Raw genomic sequence first — 17,750 nt, forward strand, 5'->3', positions numbered from 1 at the left:
ATTCCTTCACCCCGCGATGTTGCGGGTCGAAACCCTCGAAAGGAATCGTCATCATGAACACCGCCGCACACGATGCCACCGCGATCGCCCAACGCTACATCGCCGTCTGGAACGAAACCGACGCCGCGCGCCGCGCCGCGCTGATCCAAGCCGAGTGGACGGCCAACGCCCGCTACGTGGACCCGATGACGCAGGCCAGCGGGCACGAGCAGATCAGTGCGCTGGTCGGCGTGGTGCACCAGCGCTACCCGGGCTTTCGCTTCAACCTGCTGGGCAAGGCCGATGCGCATGGCGACCACTTGCGCTTCTCATGGACGCTGGGGCCGAGCGGGGCGGAGGACCTGATTCAGGGCACCGACTTCGTGCGGCTCGATGCAGGCAAGCTCAGTTCGGTGACGGGCTTTCTGGACAAGGTGCCGGTCGGCGCCTGAGCCTGAACGAAAGCTGAACGGCGGGCGCTCAATCCGGCGCGCCGGCCGGCCGTCCACGCCACAGCTTGCGGTAGACGGTCGCCCGGCTGATGCCCAGGGCCCGCGCCGCTTCCGCCACATTGCCGCGCGCATCGGCCACTGCCTTGCGGATCAGCGCGGTTTCCACATCGCGCAGCCGCGGGCGGGTGTCGGGAGCAGGCGCGCCCGCCGTGCCGCTGGTGCTGCTGCGCTGGGGTCGCACCTGCACTCGAAGGCCCGACCAGAGCGGCACTTCGAGCACCGCGTCGGCGCGTCGGGCCGCGTCGAACATCATGTGCAGCGGCAGCGCGAACAGGTCGTTGAAGTGCAATGCATGCTCGCTGCGCGGCAGCGGCTGGTGCAGCATCTGCCGGGCCGCCGCGTTGGCGCCCGTGACGCTGCCGGTGGCGTCGATGCACAGCAGACCCTCGGTGGCCTCGCTGTTCGTGCTGCCGGGCCACGCCAGATGCAGCAGCAGTTCGCAGGGCTCGCGCATCACCAGCATGTTCTCGATGCTGCGCGCCGACAGGGTGGCCAGGTGGCGCAGCTCGGGTCGTTCGACCACCTGCACGCCGGTCAGGTCGAGCATGCCGATGCAGTCGCCACGGGGGCCGAAGAGCGGGGCGCCAGCGCAGCTGTAGACGCCGGTGTCGTCGAAGAAATGCTCGCCACGGTGCAGCCACACCGATTCCTGCTCGGCCAGTGCGGTGCCGATGGCGCTGGTGCCGATGGCGCGCTCAGAGAGGTCGACGCCGACGCGTCCGATGTCGCGTGCATACCGGCTGGCGGCGTCGGCGCCGTCGGGCAGGTTGCCCACGTCGATGACGATGCCGTCGGCATCGGTCAGTACGGCGAAATAACGGGTGTCGGCAATGGCGCGCGACAGCCGCTCTATCACCGGGCGGGCCGCCGAGACCAATGCCCGGTTGCGCTCGGCGACGTCGCGGCTGGCCGAGCGGCTCACCGGGTCGAAGCTGACTCGCTGCTGGGGCCGGCGACCGGCCTCGATGCAGCGCTGCCAGGAACGGGTGATCCACGAATCGACGCAGGCGGCGCCGCGCGCCCGGGCGGCCGACTCGCCCTCGATCACTTCGCGGCGGGCTTGGGCAATGGCCAGGGAACGCTCAGGCGATGGCGAAACGATAGAGACGGGCATCGTGGTTTTTCGCGCGTGTGGGGCGGCTTTTCCTGGCTCGCCGGACGGCAAGCTGTTTCATTTTGAGAATTTCGCGCGGTCTGTGCAAGTGTCAAGGGTTTTGCCTAGGATAGTGCGAAAGGTCGGCATCCAAGATGCTTTTGCTGAAACAGCCATCACCTTTAACGGAGACAGCCAAATGCAGGTCGCTTTCAAGGTCAACGGCCGTCAGGTCACGGTCGACGCTCCTCCCAACACCTTCCTCGTCTACGCCATCCGGGAGCACCTCCATCTCACCGGTACCCACGTTGGCTGCGACACCGCCCAGTGCGGTGCCTGCACCGTCCACGTGAATGGCCGGGCCGTCAAATCTTGCAATGTGCTGGTAGCCCAGGCTGCCGGCGCGGACATCACCACCATCGAGGGCATTGCCGAGGCTGACGGCACCATGCACCCCATGCAGGCGGCCTTCAAGGAATGCCACGGCCTGCAGTGCGGTTTCTGCACCCCCGGCATGGTCATGAGCGCCATCGACCTGTGCACCCACCACCCCAAGTCGAGCGAGTCGGAAATCCGCGAACTGCTCGACGGCAACCTGTGCCGCTGCACGGGCTACCAGAACATCGTGAAGGCAGTGAAGATGGGCGGCGAGGCAATGGCCTCGGGCACTCCCGTCAAGACAACCGTAACGGCATGAAGGGAGCGACATCATGGGTGCTTCCGACTTCTCGAACCTGCCGCACATCGGCGAGGCGCTACGGCGCAAGGAAGACTACCGCTTCCTGACCGGCGCCGGCAACTACACCGACGACATCACGCTGGCCAACCAGAGCCATGCAGTCTTCGTGCGCTCGCCGCACGCCCACGCCGCCATCAAGTCGATCGACATTGCCGAGGCACTGAAGATGCCCGGTGTGATCGGTATCTTCAGCGGCAAGGACATCGAAGGAAAGATGGGCGGGCTGCCCTGCGGCTGGCTCATCAACAACCCCGACGGCACCCCGATGAAGGAGCCGATGCACCCGATCCTCGCGATCAAGAAGGTGCGCTACGTGGGCGACCATGTCGCGATGGTCGTGGCCGAGACGGTCGAGCAGGCCAAGAACGCGGCCGAGGCGGTGGTGGTCGACTACGACGTGCTGCCCGCGCTCGTGAGCGTGGCCGACGCGGCGAAGAAGGCCGGCGGCGCGGTGCTGCACGACGAGGCGCCCGACAACCAGTGCTACAAGTGGGCGCTGGGCGACAAGGCGGCGGTCGATGCGGTGTTTGCCAATGCCGCGCACGTCACCAAGCTAGACCTGGTCAACAACCGGCTGATTCCCAACCCCATCGAGCCACGCGTGGCCATCGGCAGCTACAGCCGGGGCACCGACGACTACACGCTCTACGTGTCCAACCAGAACCCGCACGTCGAGCGCCTGCTGATGACGGCCTTCGTGCTGGGCCTGCCAGAGCACAAGGTGCGGGTGATAGCGCCCGACGTGGGCGGCGGCTTCGGTTCCAAGATCTTCCTGTATGCAGAAGACGTGTGCCTGACCTGGGCCGCCAAGCAGCTCAACCGCAACATCAAGTGGACGGCGGAACGCTCGGAGTGCTTCCTGTCTGACGCGCATGGCCGCGACCATGTGAGCCACGCCGAAATGGCGATGGACAAAGACGGCAAGTTCCTCGCGCTGCGCGTGCATACAGACGCCAACCTCGGCGCCTACCTGTCGACCTTCTCGACCGCGGTGCCCACCATCCTCTACGCCACGCTGCTGGCGGGCCAGTACACCACGCCGCAGATCTACGTGGAGGTCGACGCCTGGTTCACCAACACCGCGCCGGTCGATGCCTACCGCGGAGCGGGGCGGCCCGAGGCTACCTACCTGCTGGAGCGGCTGGTGTCGCGCTGCGCCTGGGAAATGAAGCTGGGGCAGGACGAGATCCGCAAGCGCAACTTCATCAGCACCTTCCCGTACCAGACGCCGGTGGCGTTGCAGTACGACACGGGCGACTTCCACGCCTGCATGGACAAGGCCCGCGTGCTGGCCGAGGTCGATGGCTTCGCGGCGCGCAAGTCGGCCACCGAGGCCAAGGGCAAGCTGCGCGGCATCGGCTACTCGAGCTACATCGAGGCCTGCGGTATTGCGCCGTCGAACATTGCCGGGGCGCTTGGCGCGCGGGCGGGCCTGTTCGAATGCGGCGAGATCCGCGTGCACCCGACCGGCAGCGTGACCGTGTTCACCGGCTCGCACAGCCACGGGCAGGGCCACGAAACCACCTTCGCACAGGTCGTCGCGGCGCGGCTGGGCATTCCGGTCGAGAATGTCGACGTGGTGCATGGCGACACCGGCCGCGTGCCCTTCGGCATGGGCACCTACGGTTCGCGCTCCATCTCGGTGGGGGGCGCGGCCATCATGAAGGCGCTCGACAAGATCGAGACCAAGGCCAAGAAAATCGCCGCGCACCTGATGGAGGCGAGCGACGCCGACATCGAGTTCGCCAACGGCGAGTTCACGGTCAAGGGCACCGACAAGAAGATCCCCTTCGGCCAGGTGGCGCTCACGGCCTACGTGCCGCACAACTACCCGCTCGACAAGCTGGAGCCGGGCCTGAACGAAACCGCCTTCTACGACCCGACCAACTTCACCTTTCCGGGCGGCACCTACATCTGCGAGGTCGAAGTCGACAAGCAGACCGGCGAAGTCAAGGTCGACCGCTTCACTGCAGTGGACGACTTCGGCACCATCATCAACCCGATGATCGTCGAGGGCCAGGTGCACGGCGGGCTGGTGCAGGGCATCGGCCAGGCGCTGCTCGAAAACTGCGTCTACGACAACGAGACAGGCCAGCTGCTCACCGGCAGCTTCATGGACTACGCCATGCCACGAGCAGGCGACTTTCCGCAATTCAAGCTCGACACCGTGTGCACCCCGTGCACACACAACCCGCTCGGCACCAAGGGCTGCGGCGAGGCGGGGGCCATCGGCTCGCCGCCGGCCGTGATCAATGCGGTGCTCGACGCGCTGGCGCCATTGGGCGTCAAGGATTTCGATATGCCTGCCTCTCCCAGCCGCGTCTGGGAAGCGATGCAGGCCGTGGCCCAACACTAAAACAAAGAAGAAGGAATCACACCATGTATGCCTTCACACTCGAACGGCCCGCCACCGTGGCCGATGCGGCCAAACTCGTTGCCGCCGGCGCCAAGCCGCTGGCGGGCGGGCAGACCCTGCTGGCTTCGATGAAGCTGCGGCTCTCGGCGCCCGAACAGCTGGTGGACCTCAGCGGCATCAAGGAGCTCACCGGCATCACGAAAAACGGCAACGCCATCACCATCGGCGCCATGTCGCGCCATCTCGACGTGGCGAACAACGCCGACGTGAAGGCCGCCTACCCGGCGCTGGCCGACCTGGCTTCGCGTATCGGCGACCGGCAGGTGCGCGCGATGGGCACCATCGGCGGCTCGGTGGCCAACAACGACCCGGCGGCGTGCTACCCCAGCGCGGTGCTCGCCTCGGGCGCGACCGTGGTCACGTCGAAGCGCGAGATTGCCGCCGACGATTTCTTCCTGGGCCTGTTCACCACGGCGCTGGAAGAAGACGAGCTGATCACCGCGATCCGCTTTCCCATTCCGAAGCGCGCCGTCTACGAAAAGCTGCGCCAGAAGGCGTCGAACTTTCCGCTGGTCGGCGTGTTCCTTGCGCAATACGACAGCGGCGTGCGCGTGGCGATCACCGGCGCGGGCAACGGCGTGTTCCGCCATGCCGGGCTGGAAGACGCGCTCAACAAGAGCTTCACCGCAGCCGCCGCTGCAGCGGTGAAGATCGACGCGAGCGATCTCAACAGCGACCTGCATGCGTCGGCTGCGTACCGCGCGAACCTGATCAGCGTGCTGACCCAACGCGCCGTCACCAAGGCCCTGGGCTGAAGAGGCCGGGGCTGCCGATTGCCCACCGGAAGGCGCGATACCCTCGCGTCTTCCGCTACGCTTCGCCATGATCTTTCCGACCATCGATTCCCTTTCCGAAGCTTTGGTGCAGGCCGGCTACTTCGCCGACCGGCGGCTGGCGACGGCTGTGTTTCTTGCGCTCAAGCTGCAGCGCCCGCTGCTGCTCGAAGGCGAGCCCGGCGTCGGCAAGACCGAGCTGGCGAAAGCACTGTCGACCGCGCTGAACCGAGAGCTGCTGCGCCTGCAGTGCTACGACGGTCTCGAGCAGCGCGAAGCCCTCTACGAATGGAACTACGCAGCGCAGCTGCTGCACATGCGCGCGGCCGAGGCCACGGGCGCGGCGCGCGACGTTGAAGCCGAGGTCTACCAGCCGCACTACCTGATCCGCCGCCCGCTGCTGCAGGCGCTGCAGACGCCGCTGCCCGGCGCCGTGCTGCTCATTGACGAGGTAGACCGCGCCGACGAACCCTTCGAGGCCTTCCTGCTTGAATACCTGGGCGAGTACCAGGTGAGCATTCCCGAGCTGGGTACGGTGCGCGCCGTGGTGCCGCCCGTCACCATCCTCACGAGCAACCGCACGCGCGAGCTCAACGATGCGGTCAAGCGTCGCTGTCTTTATCACTGGCTCGACTACCCTGAGCGCGAGCGCGAACTGGCCATCGTGCGCGCGCAGGTGCCGCAGGCCGGCGAGAAGCTGTCGGCGCAGGTGTCGGCATTCGTCGCGCGGCTGCGCGAGGCGCCTTTCGTCAACGCCTTCCAACGTGCACCCGGTATCGCCGAGAGCGTCGAATGGGCGAGGGCGCTGATTGCGCTCGACACCGTCGAGCTCGACCCCGAGGTGGTGGTCGACACCGCCGGCATCCTGTTCAAGCAGCGCGACGACGTGGCCGCGCTGACGCGGGAGCTGGCGTCGGACCTGCTCAAGCCCGAGGCATGACGACCACCGGTATCCAGCAACTCGGCGACGTTCGCAGCGGCAAGCTCGCCGGCAACATCACCGCCTTCGGCCGTGCGCTGCGCCGTGCCGGCGTGCGCACCGACGCCATGCGCATCGCGCTGGCTGCCGAAGCGGCCACGCTGGTAGGCGTGGAAGACAGGCTCGACCTGAGCGCCGCGATGGAAGCCGTGATGGTGAGCCGCGAGCAGGATCGCATGGTGTTCCGCGAACTCTTCGACGCCTGGTTCCGCGATCCGGAGCTGGCCAACAAGCTGCTCGCACAGATGCTGCCGAGCGCCGAAGGCAAGGCGGAGCCATCGAAGCGCCGGCCGCGCGTGCGCGAGGCGCTCACCGCACCGCGCAACCCTGCCAAGCCAGCCGAGCTGGCCAAGCCCGACCGCGAGATCGAGTTCGACGCTGCCATGACGTCGAGCGACCGCCAGCGCCTGCTGCATGCGGACTTCAACGCGCTCGGCGCTTCCGAATACCGCCTGGTCGAGCGGCTGGCGCGCGACATCAGGCTGCCGATTCCCGAGCTGCCGTCGCGCCGTCTGCGCGTGGCTGGCGACGCGGGCCGGCAGCACGCGCGCATGCACTGGCCAGGCGTGCTGCACGAGGCGGCGCGCACGGGCGGCGAGATCCTGCGGCTGCCCAAACTGGCCCGGCGCCAGCAGCCCTTGCCGCTGCTGGTGCTGGTCGATGTGTCGGGCTCGATGGAGCGCTATGCGCGGCTGCTGCTGGCTTTCCTGCACGCCGCCACCCGCCGGGCTGGCCGGCGCGACGTGTTCGCCTTCGGCACCCGCCTGACCGACCTGACCCCCGCCTTCCGGCTCGCCGACACCGACGCCATGCTCGGCGCCGCCAGCCTCGCCATCGACGACTTCGCGGGCGGCACCCGGCTCGGCAGCTCTTTGACCGAATTGCGTCGAGCCCACACCCGCCGCCTGACCGGCCGCCGCACCCTGGTGCTGGTGATCAGTGATGGCCTCGACACCGGCGAGCCGTCGCTGCTGGAACAGGAGCTGCTGTGGCTCAAGCGCCATTCGCGCCGCCTGCTGTGGCTCAACCCCTTGCTGCGCTTCGAGGGCTACGCCCCTCTGGCGCGTGGGGCCAGTGTTCTGCACCGGCAAGCAGACGCGATGCTGGCGGTTCACAATCTCAGCGCACTCGAACAGCTCGCAGCGAGCCTGGCCGCCCTGATGCGGTCCGGCCGCTAGCGTTGCCCGGGAAGGAAGACAAAGGAACCCACCATGGAAATGCTCGGAAACCGCCGCCTCGGCATCACCCAACAACAGGCCTGGGAAGCGCTCAACGACCCCGAGACGCTGAAGAAGTGCATTCCCGGTTGCGACAAGTTCGAACTCACGGGCGACAACCAGTACAGCGTCGCGCTCGCCGTCAAGATCGGCCCGGTGTCGGCCAAGTTCAACGGCAAGGTGATGCTGTCGGACATCGTGGCGCCCGATGGCTACAAGCTGAGCTTCGAAGGGCAGGGCGGCGTGGCAGGGTTCGCCAAGGGCTCGTCGAGTGTCTCGCTCAAGCCGGTAACGGCCGAAGCTGCACCAGCCGAGGCTGCCGTCGTGCATGAAGCCGAGGCCGCATCGCCTCCTGCTGTCCCCGGCTGCGAGCTCGACTACACCGTGCAGGCCCAGGTCGGCGGCAAGATCGCCCAGCTCGGCCAGCGTCTGATCGACGGCGCAGCCAAGTCGACCGCCGACGATTTCTTCAAGCGCTTCGAGGCCGAGATGCAGAGCCGCTACGGCCCGCCGCCCGCGCCCGTCGTGGAAGCCACCGCCGACGCGCCTGCAGAGAAGGCCGGCATGATGTCCGGCCTCATGAAGAAGATCGGCCTCGGCAAGAAGGACGACAACAGCGACAACAAGGACGCGCCCGCCGCACCGGGCGACGCCAGCAGCTAGGAACCGGCCGCGCCATGGAAAACCTCGACGTCATGGTGCTGCGCACGCTGCGCGACTGGCGGCGTGCCGGCAAGCGCGCGCTGCTGACGACAGTCGTGCGCACCTGGGGCTCGTCGCCCCGGCCCGTGGGTTCGATCATGGCCCTGGCCGAAGACGGCGCGGTGGTCGGCTCGGTCTCGGGCGGCTGCATCGAGGACGACCTGATCGCGCGCTACAGCCACGCCCATGGCAAGGGCGAAGACGTGCCGTTGGGTGCGCCACCCGCGCTCGTGAAGTACGGCATTACTGCCGACGAGGCGCATCGTTTCGGACTGCCCTGCGGCGGCACGCTGGAGCTGCTGCTCGAATACGCGCCCGATGCCAGCTCGCTCGACCTGCTGGTCGCGCAGCTGGAACAAGGCAAGCTCATGCAGCGCACGGTGACGCTCGCCACCGGCGCGGTGCGGCTCGCCGAGGCGAAAGCCCCCGACGAGCTCAGCGTGAACGACACCGAGCTCACCAACACCTTCGGCCCCGAGTACCGCATGCTGCTGATCGGCGCCGGCCAGCTGGCCGAGTACCTCGCGACGATGGCCAAGTTCAGCGGCTTTGCCGTGACGCTGTGCGACCCGCGCGCCGAGTACCGCACCGCGTGGTCGCTGCCCGGCGTGCACATCACGACCGAGATGCCCGACGACGCGGTGCTGGCCTTCAAGCCCGACCGCCGCAGCTGCGTGGTTGCGCTCACGCACGATCCCAAGCTCGACGACCTCGCGCTGCTCGAAGCACTGCAGAGCGAAGCCTTCTACGTCGGCGCCATCGGCTCGCGCCGCAATGCCGACGCGCGGCGCGACCGCATGATCGAGCACTTCGACCAGACCGAAGAATCGCTCGCGCGTCTGCGTGGACCCATCGGCATCTACATCGGCAGCAAGACGCCGCCGGAGATCGCGGTCAGCGTGATGGCCGAGATACTGGCTGTGAAGAATGCGGTGACGTTGCCGCGCGAGGTCGAGGTGGCGCGGGCCAAGGAGATGCAGCAGCTGCTGCCGAGCTGATCTGCGCTCAGGGCGCAGACAGGGCTTGAGGCCCTGAGCCGCCGCCTCAGGACGTGGCAATGCCGATATCGGCGAGCCGCTTGCCCAGTTCCCGCGTCGAGGGCATCCGCCGCTTCGTGCCCTCGGCCGCAGCCTCGTCTTCGGCCAGCGCCGCGAGGATGGCGAGCAAGACTCGCCGCGTGGTCTCCACATCTTCGGCGGACACGCCGCGCACGCTGACTTCGTTGACCTCCTCGGCCAGCGGCACGAGCTTGCGCTTGAGCTGCTTGCCTGACTTCGTCAGGTAGACGTGCACGTTCTTGTTGTTGCCCGGCAGGTGCATGCGCTCGATGTAGCCCAGCGTTTCCAGTGCCTTCACGGCCGTGAACGTGGTCGGCTCGGCGATGCCGGCCTGCTCGCTGAGTTCGCGCTGCGTCAGGCCGTCGCGGTCCCACAGCACACGAAGGATCGACCAGTGGCCATACGACACCGAATGGGACACCAGCCGCATCTGCAATGCGCGAACGTAGGCGCGTGCCGCGTCCTTGACGATGTGCGCCAGCCGTTCCTGGCTGGGCTCGGGCGCGTCGGCGGGCGGGGTTTGTGGTCGGTCTCTCATGGCGAACCGATGATAAATGCATCGATGCACGCAGGTGGTGCGCTTCTTCCTGGGGTACCTTGATTTAACTTAGATATAAAATTATTATTGACATCAGGCGCAGCGATCGTAGACTGGCGATAAGTTTCGATAGCTAATCAATGGAGCGAAAGATGTACGACACGTTTTCGACCGATCGCCTGATCGACCAATGGCTCATGGAAGACATCGGAGGCTGCGACCTCACGGTCCAGGCCATGATCGGCAAGCACGAGACCGGCGCGTTCCAGATGAATGCGCGCGAGCCGATGATCATTGCGGGCGTTGACGTGGCGGCGCGGGTGTTCCAGCGCTACGACCCGTCGCTCGAAATCAAGGTGAAGGTGGCCGACGGCGATCGCGTGGAAAAGGGTGCCATCCTGCTCGAGGTGCGCGGCGCGGCGCGCAGCATTCTCACGGCCGAGCGCACGGCACTGAACATCATGCAGCGCTTGTGCGGCATCGCCGGCGAGACGGCGAAGTACGTGAATGCCATTGCAGGCACCTCTGCAAGGCTGATCGACAGCCGCAAGACCACGCCCGGCCTGCGCATGCTCGAAAAGCACGCCGTGAGCTGCGGCGGCGGCCTGAACCACCGGCTCGGCCTCGACAACGGCGTGATGATCAAGGACAACCACATCGCCGTCTGCGGCGGCATCATGGCCGCGGTCGAGCGGGCTCGCAAGACGCTGCCGGTGTTAACCAAGCTGGAGGTGGAGTGCGACCGCCTGAACCAGGTCGGCGAAGCGCTGAAAGCCGGCGTCGACGTGATCATGCTGGACAACATGTCGGTCGCCGACATGAAGAAGGCGGTGGATCTGGTCAACGGGCGCACCAGGATCGAAGCCTCGGGCGGCATTCGCCTGGAGACGATCCGGCCCATTGCGGAAACCGGCGTCGACTACATCTCGACAAGCAAGATCACGCAGGCCGCGGCGGCCGTCGACATCGGCCTCGACGAGGCTTGAGCGCCGTCATGGATGCCGGCCTTTTCTTTCTGGTCGTCGGCCCGAGCGGTGCGGGGAAAGACGCGCTGATCGACGGTGCCAGGGAGCGCCTGTCGGCCGCGGGCCGGCATGTGTTTGCCAGGCGCACCATCACGCGGCCCGCGGCATCGCCCGGCGAAGACCACGACAGCGTGTCCGAAACCGAATTCGGCCAGCGCGAGGCGGCCGGCGAATTCCTGGCGACATGGCAGGCACATGGCTTGCGCTATGGCCTGGCGTCGTCGCTGCTGCGAGCGCTCGACAACGGGCAACACGTCATTGCCAACGGCTCCCGCCGCATCGTTGGCGCGCTGGCTGCCCGGCTGCCGGGCCTGTGCGTGATCGAGGTGGGGGCGCCGCCGGAAATGCTCGCGGCGCGCATCGCAGGCCGCGGGCGCGAAAGCGGCGACGAGCTGCTGCAACGCCTGGCGCGGCGCGGCGAACCGGTCCCGGATTCGGTGGCGTCGCTGACCGTGGACAACGATGCGACGCTGACCGAAGGCATCGACCGCTTCGTCGAGGCCATCGAATCGTTTCGAGGGCGGCGGACCGTTCGCCGTCTTGCGATGCATGGCGGCGCGGACCGCATGGCCTACCTGCCATCCGCCGACGCATTGACGGGCGCGGCCGGCCACGTGGAACTGCTGGCCAGCCTCGGGGAGGGCGCCGTCTCGCGCCTGAAAGCCCGCGTCCATGTCTGCGCAATTGACGGTGCGCTGCGGGCCGGCGAGATCGGGCTTTCGAGCGAGACCTTCGATGCGCTGGGCGCGCCGCAGGGCAGCCAGGTGATGGTGCGCGCGATTCCGCCGCCACGCAGCCGCGAACTCCTCACGCGCAAGATTCGCGGCGAAGCCCTCGACGAGGCACAGTACCGCCGGGTGCTGCGCGACGTGGTCGAAGGCCGCTACAACGACCGCGACCTGACGGCGTTCCTGGTCGCCGCGACGCAGCATCTTTCGGATGCCGAAGTCCTGGGCCTGGCCCGCGTGCGTGCCAGCCTGGCGCGCCAGATCGACTGGGACGAGCGCATCGTCGTCGACAAGCACTCGATGGGCGGCGTGCCCGGCAACCGGCTCAGCCCCATCGTCGTGCCGCTAGTGGCGGCGCACGGGCTCGCAATGCCCAAGACCTCTTCGCGCGCGATCACCTCCGCAGCGGGAACGGCGGACGTGATGGAAGTCGTGGCCCGCGTGGACCTCGGCGCGCAGGACGTGCGGCGCTGCGTTGCACAGGCGCGCGCCTGCATTGCCTGGAACGGCCGGCTCAGCCACTCGGTGCTCGACGAGGTGATGAACGCCATCACCCGGCCGCTCGCGATGGATTCGAACCGCTGGTCGGTCGCGTCCATCCTGTCGAAGAAGAAGGCGGCGGGCGCGACCCATGTGATCGTCGACCTGCCCTATGGCCCGCACGCCAAGATCCGCACGAAGCAGGCCGCCCTGGAACTGGCGGCGCTGTTCGAGGCCACCGGCCGCGGGCTCGGCCTGCAGGTGCGCGCGCTGGCCACCGATGGCAGCCAGCCGATCGGCTGCGGCATCGGCCCCGCGCTGGAGCTGCGCGATACGCAGCGCGTGCTCGACAACGATGCGCGTGCACCGGCCGACCTGCGCGAGAAGGCGCTGCTGTTCGCCGGGCTCATCCTTTCCTGGGACCCCGCGGTGGGGTCGGTGGAGGCGGGCCGCAAGCGTGCGCTGGAGCTTCTGCAATCGGGCGCGGCGAGGCGGGCGTTCGACCGCATCGTCGACGCGCAGGGGCGCCGCGATGAACCTCTTGCAGCGCCCGGTGCGTTCACGCACCTCGTGGTCGCGCCGCGCGACGGCCGGGTGGCCGCCATCGATGGATGGGCGATTGCCGGCATCGCACGGCGGGCCGGCGCTCCGCACGACAAGGGGGCCGGCATCGACCTGCTCTGCAAGGTCGAGGACACGGTCCGGGTCGGCGATCCGCTGTACCGGATTCATGCGGCCTCGGCCCAAGACCTTGCCGCCTGCCTGGAGCGCCTGCATGCCGGACACTTTCGCGGCGGCAAGGCCGAATGCGCCACGGGCATCCGCCTCGAGCCGCCACCCGTTCCATTGCCATGGCACACCGCTGCCACCCTCCACCCGACCGACGAAGCGGCCGTGAGATGAACGAAGGAGTCGCGCATGAATCGCTGCAGCCCAACGGTCCGGATCGCCATGCTTGCCGCGGCACTCGTCTTCGCCGGGCCGTCGGCCGCGGGCGGTGACAAGGCCGCAGGGCCGGGCGCGCCGCTCGAGATCACGGTGACCTTTCCGCCGGGCGGCGGCACCGACATGCTGGCGCGGCTGATCGGAAGCCACGCTGCCGAAGGCCTGGGCAGGACGACCGTCGTCGAAAACCGGCCGGGCGCCAGCGGGAATCTCGGCGCGCGCTATGTCGCGGGGCGGCCGGCCGATGGAAGTTCGCTGCTGATGGTGAACAGCTCCTTCGCCGTCAACCCGGGCGTTTTCAAGGCACTGCCCTTCGACCCCAAGTCCGATTTCACGGCCATCATCAACGTGGCCTACATCGCCTCCGTGATCGTCGTGCCCGTGGCTTCGCCGTACAAGACATTCGCCGAGGTCATGGCGGGCGCCGCTCCGCAGAAGAACACGTTGTCCTACGGGTCCTGCGGCGCCGGCACGCCCCAGCACCTGGCGGGGGAGCTCATCAACATCCAGGCCAAGGTCCACATGCTGCACGTGCCCTACAAGGGTTGCGGCCCCGCGCTGAACGACATCATCGGCGGGCAGGTGGCGGTGGGGGTCATCACGATGTCCAGCGCCCTGCCGTTCATCAAGGCCGGCAGGCTCCGGGCGCTCGCGGTCACCTCCAGGGAGCGGTTTGCACAACTACCGGATGTGCCTACAGTGGCGGAGCAGGGCCTGCCGGGGTACGAGCTGAGCCAGTGGCACGGCCTGCTGGCACCCAAGGGCATGCCACCGGCGGTGAAGAACCGGCTCTATGAGGGCTTTGCAAAGATCATGGCGCGTGACGACGTGAAGAGCACACTGGCAAGCCTGGGCTATACGCCGGCCAACGACGGGCCCGAGGCATTCCAGAAGATCGTCGATGGCGACATCGACCGGTTTGCCATCCTGTCGAAGAAAATCGGACTTACCGCAGAATGAACACGCGCTCCCTCGTGCCGTCTCCCATGCAGGAAATCCGCGTGCGGTCATGGGCCGAGTTCGTCGACCATTGCGACCGGCGCGACGGCTGGGCCTTCCGCGGGCAGGCTGATCCGGGGTGGGCCCTGTTCAGTTCGCTTTCCCGGCGCCTCTTGCGCGACTCCTTGAGCCGCCAGGAATGGCGGCTGCGCGAAGAGCGGGCGATCCGCATCTTTCGCCGCAAGGCGCATGTCTATCTTCCCGACCGCTCGGTGCTGCAGGACGAGTTGCGCTGCCTGGCCCTGATGCAGCATCACGGGGCGCCGACGCGGCTGCTCGATTTCACGAAGTCGCCTTTCGTGGCCGCTTTCTTCGCGGTCGAGCAGGCGGCGGGCGATGCCGCCGTGTATGCCCTGAACACGCCGTGGCTGTGGTCGGCTGCGCCGAGCCACGATGCGACGCTGACGCGCGACGAGATCGATCCCCGCGTGCAGGGGAATTTCGAGCGCTATTTCGCCGACAACAGGCACCCGATGGTCTGGTTTGGCGAACCGTCGGAGATGGACCGGCGGCTGGTCGCGCAATCGGGCTTGCTGGTCATGCCCGGCACGCTGGAGATGCCGCTGGACGAGGTGCTGCGCAGCTATCGCAGCGCGCAGCCGCTGATCGAGAAGGTGGTGCTGGGCCGCGAGCTCCGCGCCGAGGCGATGCATGCGCTGTACCGCATGAACATCACGCAGGCCACGCTGTTCCCGGACCTGGAAGGGCTGGCCCGGTCCATTGCCTACGAACTCGAGGAAATCTGGCAGCGGCCGGCACCCGGCAGCGACTGATTCGTCGTCGTCAGCCCGACTTCGCCTCGGGCGGCACGTCGCCACCCTTCTGCCGCTCGCGGAACAGCGCCGCACGCATAAGAAAAATGGTGGTGATCGGCGCCGTGAGCGCAATGAACAGCACGATCAGCACCGCATGCAGGAACAGGCTGAAGCCCTGCACCGAAAAATAGACGATGGTGGCGACCGTCATGCACCACACGCCGACCGTCGCGCCCAGTGTGGGCGCATGGATGCGGCGGAAGAAGGTGGGCAGCCGAACCAGGCCGAAAGAACCTATGGCCGCGAAGGCCGCGCCCAGCACCGCGAACACGGCGGTGATGATCTCGGCCCACAGCGGCAGCGGGCCCACGATGAAGTCCGTCATTCGATCACCTCCCCGCGCAGCAGGAACTTGGCCATGGCCGTGGAGCCGACGAAGCCGAACAGCGCGATCAGCAGCGCCGCCTCGAAGTAGACGTTGCTCGCGTAGATGATGCCGAGCACCAGCATCATCAGCATGCCGTTGATGTAGAGGCAGTCGAGCGCCATCACGCGGTCTTGTGCGCTCGGGCCGATCAGCAACCGCGAGAGCGCGCACAGCATGGCCACGGCCAGCAAAAACAGCGCGAACTTCAGGGCCCAGAAGAGGATGGGTGTCATGACTCGAAGATCTCCATCAGGGGGCGCTCGTAGCGCTGCTTGATCAGTGCGACGAAGGCGGCCTCGTCGTCCACGTCGAACACGTGGATCAGCAGCGTGCTGCGGTTGAACGACACTTCGCCCCAGGCGGTGCCGGGCGTGAGGCACATCACCATGGCCAGCACCGCGAGCCCGTTGGGGTCGCGCATGTCGAGCGGAATCTGCACGAACTTCGAGGCGATCCGCGAGGTGCGTCGCGTGAGCAGCAGCCGGGCCACGTCGTACGCCGACTTCAGCATGTCGAAGGTCACGACGAAGGACAGCCGCAGCGCGACGCCGGGCCGACGCATGCGTACCGCCGCCGGGCGCAGGCCCTCGGTGAGCAGCGGCACCGCGATGGCGAGGATCAGGGCCGCCAGCAGCGTGGCGGCGTCGAGCGACTGGTTGAGCAGCAGCCAGACGATGAACAGCGCGAAGGACAGCGACGGAGAAGGAATCAGGCGCTTCATGGGGCCGTGCCTTCCTTTGCTTCTTCCTTTTTCACCGGATTCGGAATCTGCCGCGCGCCCAGCACCGCGTTGCGATAGGGCGTGGGTGTCTTCAGTCCTTCAGCGGTGACCCTGGCGTGCTGCATGACAGGCCCGGCCCACACAGTCAGCGCCACGCTGGCCGCGAGCAGCCCGGCCACCGGCAGCACTTCGAGTGCGGGCAGCGAGGGCATGGTGGGGTGGAGTTGCGTCCAGAAGTGGCGGATGCCGGTGCGGCTCAATGCAATCAGCGAGAGAAAGCCCGAGGTGATCAGCAGCGCAAGAAAGATCCAGCCGGCGGTGCCGATCGCCTTGGCGCCGAGCATGCCCGAGAGCATCGCGAACTTGCCGATGAAGCCCGACAGCGGCGGCAGGCCCGCGAGCAGCAATGTGCAGCCCATGAAGCTCAGGCCCAGGAATGCCACGCCGGCGGGAATCGCACGGCCGTAGAGTGCCTGCGCCTCGTCGTCGAGGTTCACGTCGTTGAGTGCGCGCAGGTCTTCGGCGAGAAAGGGCGCGTTGCCGGCCGCCTCGTGCGGCGCCACGCTCATGCCCGCGTTGCGCCAGCGCTCGATCATGTCGGTCAGCAGGAAGAAGGCGCCGACCGCGAGCGTGGAACTCAGCAGGTAGTACAGCGCTCCGGCCCACACGGCCGGCTGGCCGAGCCCGACCGCCGCGAGCAGAGTGCCCGCAGATACCAGCACGCTGAAGCCCGCGAGGTTCGATAGCCGCTGCGTGCCGACGATGCCGAGCGCACCGACGAAGAGCGTGGCAAGGCCCACGCCAACCAGCGCCGCCTGTCCGAAGGCGGCCGAGTCGCCGGTGTCGGGCGCGAACAGCACGGTCCACAGCCGCAGGATCGTGTAGACGCCGAGCTTGGTCAGCAGCGCAAACACCGCGCCCACCGGCGACACCGATGCGCTGTAGGCCGGCACCAGCCAGAAGTTGAGCGGCCACGCGCCGGCCTTGGCGAAGAAGGCAGTCGCGAGGATGGCCGCCGCCGCGTGCACCAGGCCGCGGTCGCCCGGCGCGAGTTCGGCAATGCGCACGCCGAGATCGGCCATGTTGAGCGTGCCGGTCACGCCGTAGAGGATGGCCGCGCCAATCAGGAACAGCGACGACGCAGCGAGGTTGATCGCGATGTAGTGCAGGCCCGCCTGCACGCGCAGCCGGCCCGAGCCGTGCAGCAGCAGGCCGTAGGAGGCCGCGAGCATCACCTCGAAGAAGACGAACAGGTTGAACAGGTCGCCCGTGAGGAAGGCGCCGTTCAGGCCCATGAGCTGCAGTTGCAGCAGCGGATGGAAATGCACGCCCGCGCGGTCCCAGCGCGAGGTGGAATAGATCGATGCGGCGAAGGCGATCACGCCAGTGAGCGCGACCATCATGGTCGAGAGCCGGTCGGCCACCAGTACGATGCCGAAGGGCGCGCGCCAGTTGCCCGGCAGGTAGACGCCGATGGAGCCGGGGCCGCCGCCGGTGTCGGCCGCGTTCACCCAGCGCAGCAGCGCGAGCGCGGCAAGCAGGCCGACGAGGCCCGAGACCACGCTCAGGGCCGACTTGGTGCGCCGCCGGTTCTCGCCCAGCAGCAGCATGAGCGCGGCCGTGAGCATGGGCACGAGGATCGGCACCGCCACCAGGTGCGGCAT

General features: G+C 67.6%; 18 protein-coding genes. 12 read left to right on the top strand and 6 right to left on the bottom strand.

The genetic code is table 11. The annotated features are described in order from the left end of the window. The first annotated feature begins 53 nt into the window (after positions 1-53). Complete coding sequence (locus BLV60_RS03785) at positions 54-431, top strand: nuclear transport factor 2 family protein (RefSeq protein ID WP_093050028.1); 378 nt, start codon at positions 54-56, stop codon at positions 429-431. Between the two features lie 28 nt (positions 432-459). Here BLV60_RS03785 and BLV60_RS03790 read toward each other — a convergent pair whose 3' ends face one another. Further along, the gene (locus BLV60_RS03790) at positions 460-1,605 is read right to left on the bottom strand and encodes a helix-turn-helix domain-containing protein (protein WP_093050031.1); all 1,146 of its coding nucleotides are present in this window, start codon (positions 1,603-1,605) and stop codon (positions 460-462) included. A 178-nt stretch (positions 1,606-1,783) separates the two neighbouring features. Between BLV60_RS03790 and BLV60_RS03795 the strand changes: the two genes are divergently transcribed. The 7 genes from BLV60_RS03795 to BLV60_RS03825 all read left to right on the top strand — a co-directional run bounded on the left by BLV60_RS03795 (position 1,784) and on the right by BLV60_RS03825 (position 9,408). Further along, positions 1,784-2,281, top strand: coding sequence for a (2Fe-2S)-binding protein (locus BLV60_RS03795; protein WP_093050034.1), 498 nt, complete (start codon positions 1,784-1,786; stop codon positions 2,279-2,281). Positions 2,282-2,294: 13 nt separating this feature from the next. After that, on the top strand, positions 2,295-4,679 hold the full coding sequence (locus BLV60_RS03800) for a xanthine dehydrogenase family protein molybdopterin-binding subunit (RefSeq protein WP_093050036.1): 2,385 nt from the start codon (positions 2,295-2,297) through the stop codon (positions 4,677-4,679). Between the two features lie 23 nt (positions 4,680-4,702). Next, positions 4,703-5,494: an FAD binding domain-containing protein gene (locus BLV60_RS03805; protein ID WP_093050039.1), complete on the top strand. Its 792-nt coding sequence runs from the start codon at positions 4,703-4,705 to the stop codon at positions 5,492-5,494. Between the two features lie 67 nt (positions 5,495-5,561). Further along, complete coding sequence (locus BLV60_RS03810; protein WP_093050042.1) at positions 5,562-6,452, top strand: AAA family ATPase; 891 nt, start codon at positions 5,562-5,564, stop codon at positions 6,450-6,452. After that, positions 6,449-7,669 carry a vWA domain-containing protein gene (locus BLV60_RS03815; protein WP_093050045.1) on the top strand — a complete coding sequence of 407 codons (1,221 nt, stop codon included), beginning with the start codon at positions 6,449-6,451 and terminating at the stop codon, positions 7,667-7,669. Before BLV60_RS03810 ends, BLV60_RS03815 begins: the two co-directional genes overlap by 4 nt. A gap of 33 nt (positions 7,670-7,702) precedes the next feature. Further along, positions 7,703-8,371, top strand: a complete 669-nt coding sequence (locus tag BLV60_RS03820) for an SRPBCC family protein (RefSeq protein ID WP_093050048.1) — start codon at positions 7,703-7,705, stop codon at positions 8,369-8,371. 14 nt (positions 8,372-8,385) lie between these two features. Beyond that, positions 8,386-9,408: an XdhC family protein gene (locus BLV60_RS03825; RefSeq protein WP_093050051.1), complete on the top strand. Its 1,023-nt coding sequence runs from the start codon at positions 8,386-8,388 to the stop codon at positions 9,406-9,408. 46 nt (positions 9,409-9,454) lie between these two features. On the opposite strand, the gene BLV60_RS03830 is transcribed toward BLV60_RS03825, so the two are convergent. After that, positions 9,455-10,006 (bottom strand): MarR family winged helix-turn-helix transcriptional regulator, encoded by a 552-nt coding sequence (locus BLV60_RS03830; RefSeq protein WP_093050054.1) that lies wholly within the window; start codon positions 10,004-10,006, stop codon positions 9,455-9,457. 152 nt (positions 10,007-10,158) lie between these two features. Between BLV60_RS03830 and nadC the strand changes: the two genes are divergently transcribed. The 4 genes from nadC to BLV60_RS03850 are packed head-to-tail and all read left to right on the top strand — an operon-like array spanning position 10,159 to position 14,956. After that, a complete protein-coding gene (nadC, locus tag BLV60_RS03835; protein ID WP_093050057.1) occupies positions 10,159-10,992 on the top strand; it encodes a carboxylating nicotinate-nucleotide diphosphorylase in 834 nt (277 codons plus the stop codon). Between the two features lie 8 nt (positions 10,993-11,000). Beyond that, positions 11,001-13,142, top strand: a complete 2,142-nt coding sequence (phnN, locus tag BLV60_RS03840; protein ID WP_093050060.1) for a phosphonate metabolism protein/1,5-bisphosphokinase (PRPP-forming) PhnN — start codon at positions 11,001-11,003, stop codon at positions 13,140-13,142. 15 nt (positions 13,143-13,157) lie between these two features. Next, complete coding sequence (locus tag BLV60_RS03845; protein WP_093050063.1) at positions 13,158-14,144, top strand: Bug family tripartite tricarboxylate transporter substrate binding protein; 987 nt, start codon at positions 13,158-13,160, stop codon at positions 14,142-14,144. Next, complete coding sequence (locus BLV60_RS03850) at positions 14,141-14,956, top strand: FRG domain-containing protein (protein WP_256328828.1); 816 nt, start codon at positions 14,141-14,143, stop codon at positions 14,954-14,956. Before BLV60_RS03845 ends, BLV60_RS03850 begins: the two co-directional genes overlap by 4 nt. A gap of 10 nt (positions 14,957-14,966) precedes the next feature. Here BLV60_RS03850 and mnhG read toward each other — a convergent pair whose 3' ends face one another. Genes mnhG through BLV60_RS03870 form a run of 4 tightly spaced genes read right to left on the bottom strand, consistent with a single transcriptional unit; the run spans position 14,967 to position 17,750 of the window. Continuing rightward, positions 14,967-15,323: a monovalent cation/H(+) antiporter subunit G gene (gene mnhG, locus BLV60_RS03855; RefSeq protein ID WP_093050066.1), complete on the bottom strand. Its 357-nt coding sequence runs from the start codon at positions 15,321-15,323 to the stop codon at positions 14,967-14,969. Then, complete coding sequence (locus BLV60_RS03860) at positions 15,320-15,598, bottom strand: K+/H+ antiporter subunit F (protein ID WP_093050069.1); 279 nt, start codon at positions 15,596-15,598, stop codon at positions 15,320-15,322. The genes mnhG and BLV60_RS03860 overlap by 4 nt, the downstream gene beginning before the upstream one ends. Beyond that, a complete protein-coding gene (locus BLV60_RS03865; protein WP_093050072.1) occupies positions 15,595-16,086 on the bottom strand; it encodes a Na+/H+ antiporter subunit E in 492 nt (163 codons plus the stop codon). The genes BLV60_RS03860 and BLV60_RS03865 overlap by 4 nt, the downstream gene beginning before the upstream one ends. Continuing rightward, complete coding sequence (locus tag BLV60_RS03870) at positions 16,083-17,750, bottom strand: monovalent cation/H+ antiporter subunit D (RefSeq protein WP_093050423.1); 1,668 nt, start codon at positions 17,748-17,750, stop codon at positions 16,083-16,085. Before BLV60_RS03870 ends, BLV60_RS03865 begins: the two co-directional genes overlap by 4 nt.

This window comes from Variovorax sp. YR634, from assembly GCF_900106655.1.
GTDB lineage: Bacteria > Pseudomonadota > Gammaproteobacteria > Burkholderiales > Burkholderiaceae_C > Variovorax.

Coding starts and splice junctions, on each gene's coding strand:
- BLV60_RS03850 (WP_256328828.1), top strand. CDS start 14,141: ATGAACACGCGCTCCCTCGTGCCGTCTCCCATGCAGGAAATCCGCGTG.
- phnN (WP_093050060.1), top strand. CDS start 11,001: ATGGATGCCGGCCTTTTCTTTCTGGTCGTCGGCCCGAGCGGTGCGGGG.
- BLV60_RS03810 (WP_093050042.1), top strand. CDS start 5,562: ATGATCTTTCCGACCATCGATTCCCTTTCCGAAGCTTTGGTGCAGGCC.
- BLV60_RS03815 (WP_093050045.1), top strand. CDS start 6,449: ATGACGACCACCGGTATCCAGCAACTCGGCGACGTTCGCAGCGGCAAG.
- BLV60_RS03830 (WP_093050054.1), bottom strand. CDS start 10,006: ATGAGAGACCGACCACAAACCCCGCCCGCCGACGCGCCCGAGCCCAGC.
- BLV60_RS03845 (WP_093050063.1), top strand. CDS start 13,158: ATGAATCGCTGCAGCCCAACGGTCCGGATCGCCATGCTTGCCGCGGCA.
- mnhG (WP_093050066.1), bottom strand. CDS start 15,323: ATGACGGACTTCATCGTGGGCCCGCTGCCGCTGTGGGCCGAGATCATC.
- nadC (WP_093050057.1), top strand. CDS start 10,159: ATGTACGACACGTTTTCGACCGATCGCCTGATCGACCAATGGCTCATG.
- BLV60_RS03870 (WP_093050423.1), bottom strand. CDS start 17,750: ATGCCGCACCTGGTGGCGGTGCCGATCCTCGTGCCCATGCTCACGGCC.
- BLV60_RS03795 (WP_093050034.1), top strand. CDS start 1,784: ATGCAGGTCGCTTTCAAGGTCAACGGCCGTCAGGTCACGGTCGACGCT.
- BLV60_RS03790 (WP_093050031.1), bottom strand. CDS start 1,605: ATGCCCGTCTCTATCGTTTCGCCATCGCCTGAGCGTTCCCTGGCCATT.
- BLV60_RS03800 (WP_093050036.1), top strand. CDS start 2,295: ATGGGTGCTTCCGACTTCTCGAACCTGCCGCACATCGGCGAGGCGCTA.
- BLV60_RS03860 (WP_093050069.1), bottom strand. CDS start 15,598: ATGACACCCATCCTCTTCTGGGCCCTGAAGTTCGCGCTGTTTTTGCTG.
- BLV60_RS03805 (WP_093050039.1), top strand. CDS start 4,703: ATGTATGCCTTCACACTCGAACGGCCCGCCACCGTGGCCGATGCGGCC.
- BLV60_RS03785 (WP_093050028.1), top strand. CDS start 54: ATGAACACCGCCGCACACGATGCCACCGCGATCGCCCAACGCTACATC.
- BLV60_RS03865 (WP_093050072.1), bottom strand. CDS start 16,086: ATGAAGCGCCTGATTCCTTCTCCGTCGCTGTCCTTCGCGCTGTTCATC.
- BLV60_RS03825 (WP_093050051.1), top strand. CDS start 8,386: ATGGAAAACCTCGACGTCATGGTGCTGCGCACGCTGCGCGACTGGCGG.
- BLV60_RS03820 (WP_093050048.1), top strand. CDS start 7,703: ATGGAAATGCTCGGAAACCGCCGCCTCGGCATCACCCAACAACAGGCC.